This window comes from Aestuariispira ectoiniformans (genome assembly GCF_025136295.1).
GTDB lineage: Bacteria > Pseudomonadota > Alphaproteobacteria > UBA8366 > Aestuariispiraceae > Aestuariispira_A > Aestuariispira_A ectoiniformans.
This window is the reverse complement of the sequence record NZ_CP062788.1, coordinates 2,693,989-2,706,695: the sequence shown is the minus strand read 5'-3', so window position 1 is coordinate 2,706,695 and position 12,707 is coordinate 2,693,989. Positions and strand designations below refer to the sequence as shown.

The 12,707-nt window shown below is 53.1% G+C and carries 10 protein-coding genes and 2 tRNA genes; 3 read left to right on the top strand and 9 right to left on the bottom strand.

The annotated features are described in order from the left end of the window. Positions 1-8: 8 nt before the first annotated feature. Together IF205_RS12620 and IF205_RS12615 are read left to right on the top strand one after the other, a co-directional pair. A complete protein-coding gene (locus tag IF205_RS12620) occupies positions 9-1,142 on the top strand; it encodes a homogentisate 1,2-dioxygenase (RefSeq protein WP_259779718.1) in 1,134 nt (377 codons plus the stop codon). 13 nt (positions 1,143-1,155) lie between these two features. Continuing rightward, a complete protein-coding gene (locus IF205_RS12615) occupies positions 1,156-2,181 on the top strand; it encodes a fumarylacetoacetate hydrolase family protein (RefSeq protein WP_259779717.1) in 1,026 nt (341 codons plus the stop codon). Positions 2,182-2,442: 261 nt separating this feature from the next. On the opposite strand, the gene IF205_RS12610 is transcribed toward IF205_RS12615, so the two are convergent. From IF205_RS12610 to IF205_RS12570, 9 genes are all read right to left on the bottom strand, one after another. Next, positions 2,443-2,518 (bottom strand) — tRNA-Val (locus IF205_RS12610). A gap of 128 nt (positions 2,519-2,646) precedes the next feature. After that, positions 2,647-2,922 (bottom strand): non-specific DNA-binding protein Hbs, encoded by a 276-nt coding sequence (gene hbs / locus IF205_RS12605; RefSeq protein ID WP_259779716.1) that lies wholly within the window; start codon positions 2,920-2,922, stop codon positions 2,647-2,649. 236 nt (positions 2,923-3,158) lie between these two features. Then, positions 3,159-5,579 (bottom strand): endopeptidase La, encoded by a 2,421-nt coding sequence (gene lon / locus IF205_RS12600; protein WP_259779715.1) that lies wholly within the window; start codon positions 5,577-5,579, stop codon positions 3,159-3,161. A 103-nt stretch (positions 5,580-5,682) separates the two neighbouring features. Continuing rightward, on the bottom strand, positions 5,683-6,951 hold the full coding sequence (gene clpX / locus IF205_RS12595) for an ATP-dependent Clp protease ATP-binding subunit ClpX (RefSeq protein WP_259779714.1): 1,269 nt from the start codon (positions 6,949-6,951) through the stop codon (positions 5,683-5,685). A gap of 253 nt (positions 6,952-7,204) precedes the next feature. Continuing rightward, positions 7,205-7,849, bottom strand: coding sequence for an ATP-dependent Clp endopeptidase proteolytic subunit ClpP (gene clpP / locus IF205_RS12590; RefSeq protein WP_259779713.1), 645 nt, complete (start codon positions 7,847-7,849; stop codon positions 7,205-7,207). 148 nt (positions 7,850-7,997) lie between these two features. Continuing rightward, entirely contained in the window at positions 7,998-9,413 is a 1,416-nt protein-coding gene (tig, locus tag IF205_RS12585) for a trigger factor (RefSeq protein ID WP_259779712.1), read from the bottom strand. A 77-nt stretch (positions 9,414-9,490) separates the two neighbouring features. Next, positions 9,491-9,575: transfer RNA gene (locus IF205_RS12580), tRNA-Leu, on the bottom strand. Positions 9,576-10,246: 671 nt separating this feature from the next. Further along, on the bottom strand, positions 10,247-11,737 hold the full coding sequence (locus tag IF205_RS12575) for an NAD(P)H-hydrate dehydratase (RefSeq protein WP_259779711.1): 1,491 nt from the start codon (positions 11,735-11,737) through the stop codon (positions 10,247-10,249). A gap of 92 nt (positions 11,738-11,829) precedes the next feature. Continuing rightward, the gene (locus IF205_RS12570) at positions 11,830-12,195 is read right to left on the bottom strand and encodes a PilZ domain-containing protein (protein WP_259779710.1); all 366 of its coding nucleotides are present in this window, start codon (positions 12,193-12,195) and stop codon (positions 11,830-11,832) included. Between the two features lie 125 nt (positions 12,196-12,320). Here IF205_RS12570 and IF205_RS12565 point away from each other — a divergent pair, with 125 nt between their 5' ends. Next, positions 12,321-12,521, top strand: coding sequence for a SlyX family protein (locus IF205_RS12565; protein WP_259779709.1), 201 nt, complete (start codon positions 12,321-12,323; stop codon positions 12,519-12,521). Positions 12,522-12,707 lie beyond the last annotated feature (186 nt).

The window sequence follows — 12,707 nt, the reverse complement described above, 5'->3', positions numbered from 1 at the left end:
GGGATATCATGAAGAAATATATTTCATTCCCCCGTATCGAGGGGCAGACCAGCAGGCAGGCACATACAAACCTGCCGGATGGCACCTATGAGAGGGAGATGGGGAAAGAAGGGTTCTTCGGCCCGGCATCTCACCTCTACCATGCACATGCACCGACCGGTTGGATCGACTGGGAGGGTCCGCTACGTCCCCGCGCCTTCGACCTTAACAAACTGGAAGCTCTTCAGTCATCCCCCTGGGATGCCACGCAGGTTCTCCATAACAACAGCGTCAAAATACGTATGTGGCGCGCACCGGCAAAAATGGATCACCTGGTACGCAATGGTGATGGCGATGAATTGCTATTCATTCATACCGGCGCCGGTCACCTCTATTGCGACTTTGGTCACCTGGCCTTCGAAGCGGGCGACTATATCATGTTGCCACGCGGCACGATGTGGCGCCTGGAATGCACTTCCCCCGTCATGGCCCTTCTCATAGAAGCAACAAACAGCAGCTACCTGCTGCCTGAAAAAGGCCTTGTGGGGCCCCATGCAATTTTTGACCCTGCTGTTTTGGACCATCCCACGCTGGACGAAGCATTTCAGGAACAAAAAGCGTTCCTGGGTCCGGACGGTACGTGGAAAGTCGTCATCAAACGCCGTGATGTTACCAGCACGGTTACCTATCCGTTCAATCCGTTGGATGTTGTTGGTTGGAAAGGCGACCTCTGCCCGGTTCGGGTGAATGTCCGTGATATTCGCCCCCTGATGAGCCATCGCTATCATCTGCCGCCGTCGGCGCACACTACATTTGTGGCCGACCGATTCGTCGTCTGTACCTTCTGCCCTCGTCCGTTCGAATCGTCAGATGACGCATTGAAGGTGCCCTTCTATCACAACAACGACGACTATGACGAAGTGCTGTTCTATCACGCCGGTGATTTCTTCAGCCGGGATAACATCGACGCCGGCATGATGACCTTCCACCCTTGCGGCTTTACGCATGGGCCACATCCGAAAGCGATGCAGAATGCCTTCAAGCAATCCAAACCGGCCACTGACGAATACGCTGTCATGATTGATACCCGTGATGCATTGGACGTCGGAGACATGCCGGACGGAATCGAAAACCACAACTACGTAAAAAGCTGGCAAGGCTGAGAGGAGCGACAGAGTGAAACTGGCAACCCTGAAATCCGGAACGCGCGACGGCAAACTTGTTGTCGTAAGCCGGGATCTGACAAAAGCTGTTTCTGTAGAGGACATCTCAAAAACACTGCAACAAGCTCTTGATAATTGGGAGGAAATCTCTCCACGCCTGGCACAGGTTTATGACGACCTGAACGCGGGCAAGTGTGATGATACGATCTCCTTTTCTGAAAGCGACGCAGAAAGCCCCCTGCCCCGCGCCTACCAATGGGCGGATGGTTCCGCCTATGTAAATCATGTGGAACTCGTTCGGAAGGCCCGTGGCGCGGAGATTCCCGACAGCTTCTGGACGGACCCGCTGATGTATCAGGGCGGTTCCGATTCCTTCATCGGCCCCCACGACGATATCCCGCTGGCGAGTGAGGAGTGGGGTATTGATTTTGAAGCCGAGATTGCTGTCATCACCGACGACGTACCCATGGGGGTCTCCGCTCAACAGGCCGCTCAGCACATCAAACTGCTTATGCTGGTTAATGACGTCAGCCTGCGAGGCCTCATCCCGGGAGAACTGGCAAAGGGCTTTGGCTTCTTCCAGAGCAAACCTTCCAGCGCCTTCTCACCGGTCGCTGTAACGCCTGATGAGCTCGGGAACGCCTGGGACGGTGAGAAGCTCTCCCTGCCCCTTCTCAGCACCTTGAACAATGAGGCCTTCGGCAAGCCAGACGCAGGAACCGACATGACGTTCAGTTTCCCAGAACTGGTGTCCCATGCCGCTAAAACCCGTCCCCTGGGCGCGGGCGCCATCGTCGGTTCCGGCACGATCTCCAATAAACAGAATACCGAACATGGTTCTGCCATCAAGGATGGTGGCGTCGGTTATTCCTGTATCGCTGAAATCCGCATGATCGAAACGATCAACAATGGCAAACCGAGCACCCCATTCATGAAGTTCGGTGACCAGATCCGAATCGAAATGAAGGATAGCGACGGGCAATCGGTCTTTGGTGCAATTGATCAGACAGTCGTCAAATACGACAGCCTAAGTGACTGACAACACCTCCTTAGGCTGAAATTCACAGGGCGGCGGTGTTTTGGCACCTCCGCCCCTTTTTTATCCGGATCACTGGCCTATCTCAGAGCGCTTGAGAGGTCGTCCTAACATTTCCCGCCCAACGGGCACGTATACACACCACAGCGGCCGTCTTATCGGCTTGAACCGTGGACGCTATTATCCGGTCGAAAATAGGGAAAATTGCAACCTTGGGCCAAAAACAAAAAAAGCCCAGAAGTTATAAACTTCAAAGGCTTTTTTTGGTGGGCGGTGACGGGATCGAACCGCCGACCCTCTCGGTGTAAACGAGATGCTCTCCCAGCTGAGCTAACCGCCCGTTGCGGCGCAGTTTATAGATCGAATACGCCGGGCAATCAATAGCCTAAAATCACTTTTTTTCATTTTCATAAAATAAAAACCGGCCGCCTCGAAAGGCGACCGGTTTAAAGTCTCGTGAAAGCTGAATTAGCCGTTCACGGAATCTTTCAGGCCTTTACCAGCCTTGAACTTCGGCTGCTTGGAAGCCGGGATCTGGATTTTTTCACCGGTACGCGGATTGCGGCCTTCAGAAGCGGCGCGATCAGCAACGGAGAAAGTACCAAAGCCAACAAGGCGAACTTCGTCGCCGCCTTTCAAGGCACCAGTGATTGCGTCAAATACAGCGTCAACGGCACCGGCGGCGTCAGCTTTAGACAGACCGGAAGCAGAAGCAACAGAAGCGACAAGATCGTTTTTATTCACGTCTAGACCCCCCTCATTGGATGCGGGTTTATGTTGATATTAATAACGGACAATCCGTTCTTGTTACGGGCTGAAGTTTAAGAGCAATAGGAATGGCCCGTCAATTGGAAAACCGCAGAATTCTGCGATTTTTCCACAGGTTTTTTCACTTTTGAACTGTTGACAAATCACTAGCAAACAAAACAGGCCCCCAAATGGAGGCCTGTTTGCAATATTATTTCCGACAATGCCGGATATCAGTGAGTTGTAACGCCCGGTCTGTCCTTCGTCGAATCGGAAGTAGATATCTTATCTACCGCCTCCTGATCCTCCGGAGTCCATTCAATCGGCTTCAACGCATCGGCCAAGGCCCGCTCCAGCACCTCATCGACAGTCTTGACCGGGATGATAGTGAGATTTTCTTTCACGTTATCGGGGATATCCGCGAGGTCCTTCTCGTTATCATGCGGGATCAGAACTGTCTTGATACCACCACGCAGAGCAGCCAGCAGTTTTTCCTTCAACCCGCCAATTGGCAGGACCCGGCCACGCAGGGTAATCTCACCTGTCATCGCCACATCCTTGCGCACGGGAATACCAGTCAGCACGGACACCATCGAGGTGACCATGGCCACACCAGCAGACGGACCATCTTTCGGGGTAGCCCCTTCCGGAACGTGAAGGTGAATGTCGGTTTTCTCAAAGGTCGTCGGCTTGATACCAAACGAAGGCGCACGACTTTTGACATAGCTTTCAGCCGCTGCGATGGATTCCTGCATCACATCGCCAAGTTTACCCGTCTTGGTAATCTTGCCCTTGCCCGGGATCATAACCGCCTCGATCGACAGCAATTCGCCACCAACTTCAGTCCAGGCGAGACCTGTCACAACACCAACAAGGTCTTCTTCCTCAACCTCGCCATAGCGGAAGCGACGAACACCGGCGAACTTCGCATCGGACAGATTATCCTTGGTGATAACAACCTGCGATTCGCCTTCCATCATGATTTCCTTGATACCTTTACGGCACAGGTTGGCGATTTCACGTTCCAGATTACGAACGCCGGCTTCGCGAGTGTAATAGCGAATGAGGTCACGGATTGCCTTATCCTCAATCTTCCACTCCGCTTCTTTCAGCCCGTTTTCCTTCATCTGTTTGGGAATCAGGTGCCGCTTGGCGATCTCAACCTTTTCGTCCTCGGTATAACCCGGGATGCGGATGATCTCCATGCGGTCCCGCAACGGCCCCGGCATGTTCAGCGTGTTGGCTGTCGTGACGAACATCACATCCGAAAGGTCATAGTCAACTTCCAGGTAGTGGTCCGCAAAAGTAGCGTTCTGTTCCGGGTCCAGAACTTCAAGAAGTGCCGAAGAAGGATCACCACGCCAGTCCGCACCCAACTTGTCGATCTCATCGAGAAGGAACATCGGGTTGGACGTCTTGGCCTTTTTCATGCCCTGGATAACCTTACCCGGCATGGAACCGATATAGGTCCGGCGATGGCCACGAATCTCCGATTCGTCCCGAACGCCACCAAGGGACATACGTACGAAATGACGGTTTGTCGCCTTGGCAATGGACTGCCCCAGCGAGGTCTTACCAACGCCCGGCGGGCCAACAAGACACAGAATGGGCCCCTTGACCTTGTTCATACGGGCCTGGACAGCAAGATATTCAAGGATGCGCTCTTTGACTTTTTCCAAGCCATAGTGATCCGCATTCAAGACCTTCTCTGCTTCTTTCAGGTCCTTCTTAACCCGGCTGCGCTTCTTCCAGGGAATATTCAACAACCAGTCAAGATAGTTGCGTACAACCGTCGCTTCCGCGGACATCGGGCTCATGGCACGCAGTTTTTTCAACTCGGCATGGGCCTTTTCTTTCGCATCCTTCGAAAGCTTGGTCTTCTCGATCTTTTCTTCCAGTTCGGCAAGTTCGTCCTTGCCGTCTTCACCTTCGCCGAGCTCTTTCTGAATCGCCTTCATCTGCTCATTCAGATAATACTCGCGCTGGGTTTTCTCCATCTGGCGCTTAACACGGCTGCGGATGCGTTTCTCAACCTGCATCACGCTGATCTCACCTTCCATGAAGGAGTAGATCTTCTCCAGGCGTTCTTCGACCGTGTCCAGTTCGAGAAGCTCCTGCTTCTCGGCAATTTTCAAAGTCAAATGCTGGGCAATCGTATCCGCCAGCTTCGACGGATCCTCAATCTGATTGATAGAACTGAGGATTTCCGACGGAACTTTCTTGTTCAGCTTGATATACTGTTCAAACTGGCTGACGGCGGCACGGCTGAGTGCGGACAGTTCCGCCTCTTCGCCTTCTTCCTCGTCAATCGCCTCGGCATATGCCTGGAAGAAATCATCGTTATCGGTAAAACTTGAGATTTTTGCACGTTGCTGGCCTTCAACCAGAACCTTCACCGTGCCATCCGGCAGCTTCAGCAGCTGCAGAACAGTACCAATTGTGCCAACCTCATAAATATCGTCCTTGGCGGGATCGTCTACCGCAGCATTCTTCTGTGTGACCAGCAGAATCTGCTTGTCGTCGCGCATGACATCCTCAAGCGCACGAACGGACTTTTCCCGGCCGACAAACAACGGCACGATCATATGCGGAAAAACCACGATATCCCGCAAGGGCAGAATAGGATAGAGGTCACCTTGCTTCATATCGAACATATGTGATCCTTTACTCCGAAAAGACTTGGTCTGAACTAGACCGAAATAAACCACTCACCAGCATATGTGGCGCTTCGCATGCAAGGCTTCAAGAACAGCCTGCTCAAGCGCTGGTTTCTACCTCGTCGTGGCGCTCGGCATAGATATGTAGCGGATCTGCCCGCCCCTCTACGACTTCGCGGTTAATGACAATCTCTTCAACCCCTTCCAGCGTCGGCAGTTCGTACATGGAGTCCAGGAGAATGCCTTCCATGATAGAACGCAGACCGCGCGCGCCCGTCTTACGCTCAATCGCTTTTATAGCAACTGCACGCAGGGCGTCTTCGGTGAAGTCCAACTTCACATTTTCCATTTCGAACAAGCGCTGATACTGCTTCACCAACGCATTGCGCGGCGTGGTGAGAATATCGATCAACGCGTCTTCGTCCAGGTCACGCAAGGTCGCCAGAACCGGCACACGACCCACAAATTCCGGGATCAGACCAAATTTGAGCAGGTCTTCCGGCTCAACATCCATCAGGATGTCGCCGACATTCCTGTCGTCTTCCGATTTCACATCAGCACCGAAACCGATGGCGGACCCTTTACCGCGCGAGGCGATGATCTTGTCCAAACCGGCGAACGCGCCGCCGCAGATAAACAGGATATTCGTCGTATCAACCTGCAGGAACTCCTGCTGCGGATGCTTACGGCCACCCTGTGGCGGCACGGATGCGACAGTGCCTTCCATGATTTTCAGCAGCGCCTGCTGAACGCCTTCACCGGATACATCCCGGGTGATGGATGGGTTATCAGACTTGCGGCTGATCTTGTCGACCTCGTCAATATAGACGATCCCGCGCTGTGCCCGCTCCACATTGTAGTCGGCCGACTGCAGCAGTTTGAGAATAATATTCTCAACGTCCTCACCAACATAACCGGCTTCGGTCAGGGTGGTGGCGTCAGCCATGGTGAAGGGCACATCCAGGATGCGCGCCAGCGTCTGGGCCAGCAGGGTCTTACCGCAACCGGTCGGTCCTACCAGCAGAATGTTGGACTTGGCCAGTTCAACATCGCTGTTCTTGCCCTGATGCGCCAGGCGTTTGTAATGGTTGTGAACGGCCACAGCCAACACACGTTTCGCGTAATCCTGTCCGATGACATAGTCATCGAGAACCTCACGAATTTCCTGTGGCGTCGGCACGCCATCGTGGGACTTTGACACCGCGGACTTGTTGTCTTCACGGATGATATCCATGCACAGTTCCACGCATTCATCGCAAATGAATACGGTGGGACCGGCAATCAGCTTACGAACCTCGTGCTGGCTCTTCCCACAAAAAGAGCAGTAGAGGGTGTTCTTGCTGTCGCTGCTTCCGCTAGACTTGGTCATACCGTAATCTCTCGTCCCTTAACTTTGCCAGATCGGCTGCTTCACTTCGTCAATTATACGGTCCCATACCGCTCCTACAATCCGAAAAACGGCAAAAAAACCTCTTTCCTATGTAGGAGCACCGCTCTGCGATACCAAGGACCGTTGATCAATGATGTCAGAAATCGGTAAACAGGTAGTAAATCGGCCCCTGCCTTGCGACAGGGGCCGACGGATAACAACTCTCTGATTTGCCCTCAAGCAAAGCCCGAAATTATTTATCGCTTTCCTCTTCCGCGGCAATGGCGATGGGGCGCTTGTCGACCACCTCGTCAATCAGACCGAATTCCTTTGCCTCGTCCGCTTCCATGAATTTATCGCGGTCCATAGCTTTTTCGATCGTTTCCAGATCCTGCCCGGTATGCTCGACATAGATGTTGTTAAGACGTGCACGCATGCGCAGGATTTCACGGGCCTGGATTTCAATGTCCGTCGCCTGGCCCTGAGCACCGCCCGACGGCTGGTGAATCATAATCCGGCTGTTGGGCAGCGCGAATCGCTTTCCAGCCGCCCCGGCCGTCAGCAACAGGGACCCCATGGACGCCGCCTGCCCCATGCAAACCGTAGAAACGGAAGGACGGATATACTGCATGGTGTCGTAAATGGACATCCCGGAGGTCACGACGCCGCCCGGTGAATTGATATAGAAGGCGATATCCTTGTTCGGGTTTTCCGATTCGAGGAACAAAAGCTGTGCACAGATCAGGCTGGCCACATGGTCATCGACCTGCCCCGTCAGGAAAATGATTCGCTCTTTCAGAAGGCGGGAATAAATATCGTAAGAGCGTTCGCCACGGTTGGTCTGCTCAACCACCATCGGAACCAGAGTGTTCATATAAAGATCAATCGGGTCACGCATTGTCCCAAGGCTCTCCTGTTCGTCGCGGGTTTATAGACAAAAGTCCCGCGTCCTTAGACCGGTCAATTCAACCGTAAAGAACGCGGGACTAGCATATAAGTCTTTTCCCAGAAAAAAAGCCAAACTTAGCTTTTTCTATGGAAGGATTTTAGTCGTCCGACTTTTTCGCTTTGGCTTTTTTAGCCGAGGCTTTTTTGGAAGACGCCTTCTTGGAGGAAGCTTTCTTTTTCGGAGCAGCTTCTTCTTCGTCCGGGTCTTTCATCAGATCTTCGACGCTGACATCCTTGTCGTCAATTTTGACCATCTCCAACAGGAAGTCGACGACCTTGTCTTCAAAGATCGGCGCCTGCAGGTTGGCAAGAGCCTGCGGGTTCTTCTGATAGAACTGCAGAACCTGCGTTTCCTGGCCCGGATATTTCTGAGCTTCCTGGACCATCGCACGGTTGATGTCGTCCTGCGATACCTGAATGTTGTTCTTGGAACCAACTTCAGACAGCAACAGGCCAAGCATCACACGGCGTTTCGCAATATCGCGATATTCCGTTTTCAGCTCTTCTTCATCCTTGGAGGTCTCTTCCTCGTCAAGCTGGCCTGCTTCCTTGGCCTGTTCGAACTGCTGCCAGATCTGCTCGAATTCCTGATCGACCATGCCGGCAGGCACTTCAAAATCATGCGCTTCGTGCAGGGCATCCAGAAGGTCACGCTTCATGCGGGAGCGGCTAACCTGACCGTAGTCCTGTTCCAGACGCTCGCGAACCTGCTGCTTCAACGCATCCAGGTTTTCCAGGCCCAGGCTTTCAGCAAACTCGTCGTTCACTTCCTGGTCGACATATTCACGCAATTCCTTCACGTCGACGGCAAAGACAGCTTCTTTGCCCGCCAGGTCATTTGCGTGGTAATCTTCCGGGAAGGTCACTTTCACGTCCAGGCTGTCGCCCGGCTTTGTGCCGACAATCTGGTCTTCAAAACCCGGGATGAAGCGGTTGGAACCCAGTTCCAGGTGATGCCCTTCACCGGCACCGCCTTCAAACACTTCACCGTCAATGCTGCCTTTGAAGTCGATAACCGTAACGTCACCAGCCTTCGCCTTGCGGGCTTTGGCAACCGGCTCGGTCTTGCGGAAATCTTTCGCGATACGCTCCAGAGCGTCGTCGACTTCCTTGTCTTCGACTTTGGCTTTCAAGCGGGTCAGCTTGATTTTGCTGTAATCCGCTTCTTCAATTTCCGGCATACATTCGACGCCGACTTTGAAGACCAGGTCTTTGCCCTCTTCGAAGCTCTCGATCTCGATCTTCGGCTGCATAGCCGGACGCAGATCATTCTCGCGCAGAACTTCCTGGCTGGTTTCATTCACCGCGCTTTCCAGCACTTCGCCCAAAACGGACTTGCTGAAACGCTGACGCAGCATGTTAAGAGGAACTTTACCCGGACGGAAGCCAGGAATACGGACAGTGGCGCCTACTTCCTGCAGGCGCGCGTCGACACGCTGGTCGATGTCGGCGGCCGGAATGGTGACGGAATATTCGCGGCTCAGGCCTTCGTTTTTCAATTCGCTGATCTGCATGGGAAAACCTTCGGTAAGGTCGGTGTAAAACTCGTTACCGGATCATCACTGTGGCGCCAGGCACTTCAGTATGAGACTGGTGCGGTCGGAGAGACTTGAACTCTCACGCCTTACGGCACTAGAACCTAAATCTAGCGTGTCTACCAATTCCACCACGACCGCCCAACAAAATGCCATGCGGCGCCTACAGCTCGTCCGGAGCGGCGGTTCTATAGCATATGGATCAGGTCAGTCAAAGCTTAGGATAAGCAAAAAGGCCAATAACGCGCAAAAAAATCGGAAAAATGCTCAATTGAGGCGTTTTTGCCTGTTCAATGGCCGGATTGGCTGGAGCCGTTCGAAACACATTCTTTGTAAGTATCTGCGAAAGCCTCAAGAGCAAGAACCCGTGGCCCGTCGACGATACGCGTCGACATGCACGGCTTTTCAAAAGCCAGCTCATAGCGGACATGCGGTATACCAAATGAATCCGGGTCGACAGACAGTACTTTCGCTGTCTCGACGGTGTGGTCAGGCCTTTCGCGCTGGAACGTCGCCCCAGCCCTAACAATATCCTGGTGATTAATACGTCTAAAAAACATACTCACAGTTTCCTGGCTTTGGTTGAACCAGACATCGCCTGTCCCCCACCCGATTACTTCTGCTCTGACAGCAATCAGCCAATATCCCGGCACTCGCCGGTAATAGAGTATTCTCTCAATATTTCATGAGTTCTTTATCGAACTGTTGCGCGGAATGTAACACGCATCATTTTTCGACGCAAATAAAAGGAAATAGCGGAATTCCATAAGACTTCAAAACAAAGTCACAAACTAAACGTTATGAAACTCCAGCTATTTTTTAAGAAAATTCAAGATATCCTTCATTGCCAGCGGAAGATCTTCCGCTATCAGGCCAACACCGATATTCCGTGCCGCCTCTCCATGAAGCCAAGCCCCTATAATTGCAGATAAAAACGGATCACCGGTCCTGCTGAGGAGACCAGTAATCGCGCCAGCCAGCACATCCCCCGTCCCCGCCGCCGCCAGGTCCGGCGGCGCGTTGTCGCAAATAACGGCCCTTCCATCCGGCGTAGCAATAACCGTATCCGCCCCTTTCAAAAGGACCGTGCATCCGGCGCTCTGGGCAGCCTTTCGGGCACGCTCCAGTTTGTTTTGCTCTGCCACAAGCTCAGGAAACAACCGAGAAAATTCCCCTTCGTGAGGGGTCATCAATGTATGAGCCTGCAGACAGTTAAAGAGGACATCCCGGCTATCCTTGAAGAGGCTGAGGGCATCCGCATCCAGTACCGTTGGCTTTCCGGACCGCAGAGTGGTCAACACTCGTTCCGAACATCCAAAATCCTGCCCCAGGCCAGGCCCGATCAGACATGCCGCCATCCGCGCATCGTCCAATATGGACGAGTAACCGGCAGTGTCCCGAAACCCCTTCACCACAACGCTTTCAAGAGACACCCGGTAAAGGGTGGCGGCCTTTTCCGGGCTTGCCAGGACAATATATCCGGCGCCGCAACGCTGGGCCGCACGCGAGGCCAGCCGCGCGGCCCCGGTCATCTCTTGTCCGCCTGCAATGCAGGCCATGCCCCGAGAGAATTTATTCAGATCCGGCGTCAGCCAGGGGAATTGTGCCAGCCATAGCGCCGGAGCATTCCGGACAGCCAGAGGGGAAACCACGTCCAACGCATCCGCAGCGATCCCTATGTCGGCAACAACCAGCTCCCCGCACTTATCACGCCCGGGAAACAGCAAATGGCCCGTCTTCCTCTGAAAGAATGTTACCGTAACCGCGGCATGGGGTGCGTAGCCCAGCACCAGCCCGCTGTCTCCATTAACACCGCTAGGAACATCAACTGCAACAACCGGTCTCGCTGCCGCCGCCCGCAATGTTGCAGCCACAACCCCGTCGACCTCGCGGTTGAGCCCTGCCCCGAACACGGCATCAATGACAACGTCAGCACCTTCAACAAACGCCTCGGAAAAGCTTTCCACCTTCCCCGTCCAGCGTCCCGCAGCCACGGCCGCATCACCTTTCAAGGCAGAACGATCGCAGAGCAGTGCAAGTTTCACCGACCACCCGGCGTCCGTTAAGTAGCGAGCCGCAACGAAACCATCGCCCCCATTATTCCCGGGCCCACACAAAACCGCGACCTGTCCCTTTGGCCAACGCCTGATCACCTCGTCGGCAACCGCCCGCCCTGCAGCGTCCATCAGTTGCTCTCCAGACGTACCCGCCTCCATCGCCCATTTATCCGCCGCATACATTTCGTCGACAGACAAAAGTGCCAGACCGGAAACATCAGCCTTATCAAAGGTCCAGGAAAACACCAGACAGCCCCTTCAATTCAAAAAAGACATGGCGCGTCCAACACAGGAAGGTGGACGCTTCATATCGTGAAAACACACTGATACTTGATTGATTAAATTGGAAAGTTGACCGGTTTGAAAGAGTTTATCCGAACGAATTCCGACAATTTCTGTTCCGCATAGGGCTGTAACTTACGAAATTGAAGCGCTAACCCTCCGTTCCCCTTGCGGCGAACCACGGCCTGGGCGGGAAAACTTTCCACCTTGCCGTCGATCATCAGCATGATTGTCAGAAACAGGCGCTGTTTGGGTGCCACATCATTAAAGAACCGGTCAACGCGCGCGCCCCCCATAGAAATATCTGCTATGGGAAAACTCCGCTTATCAATTTCCGCACGCGCACCCATGCCTATCACCCGCTCTGAGCGGCGCCGGTCTGCCGGATTTTTTTCTTTCCGCAGAAAACTGAATATGGACATGAGCTTCTACTCCATAACCATTCTGCATTTAGGAACTTCTAAAGTATACCAAAAGAGGCGTTTGAAACCTAGCTTCAAGTCTATTATTTCGACGACAGTATGTATTAAATTGCAGGAGAGCCACCATGCCGGACACCCGCCTCACCGAACTGGAAATCAAATTTGCCAATCTTGAAAAGACAGTTGAAGAACTCAATGAAGTGGTGACATCGCAGTCGCATACAATCGACAAGCTGAAACTTCACAACCGTCAACTGCAATCCCGCATCCATGGACTCGAACAGGCAATCAGCAATCAGACGCAAACCAAGCCGCCCCACTACTGATGCAAGACTTCCAGTCAGAACCGGCGCAACCGGTCACCTCCAAAAATCTGTGGAAAAACCAGGCTCAGGAAAAATTGTTGCAACGCAACATCTTACATATCACTGTGTAGAAATATTTCCGAAATATGGATAAATGCCATTGATTTTCGCCTGTTAGCAGATAAAAAGGTAGTAATTTCCAACCTT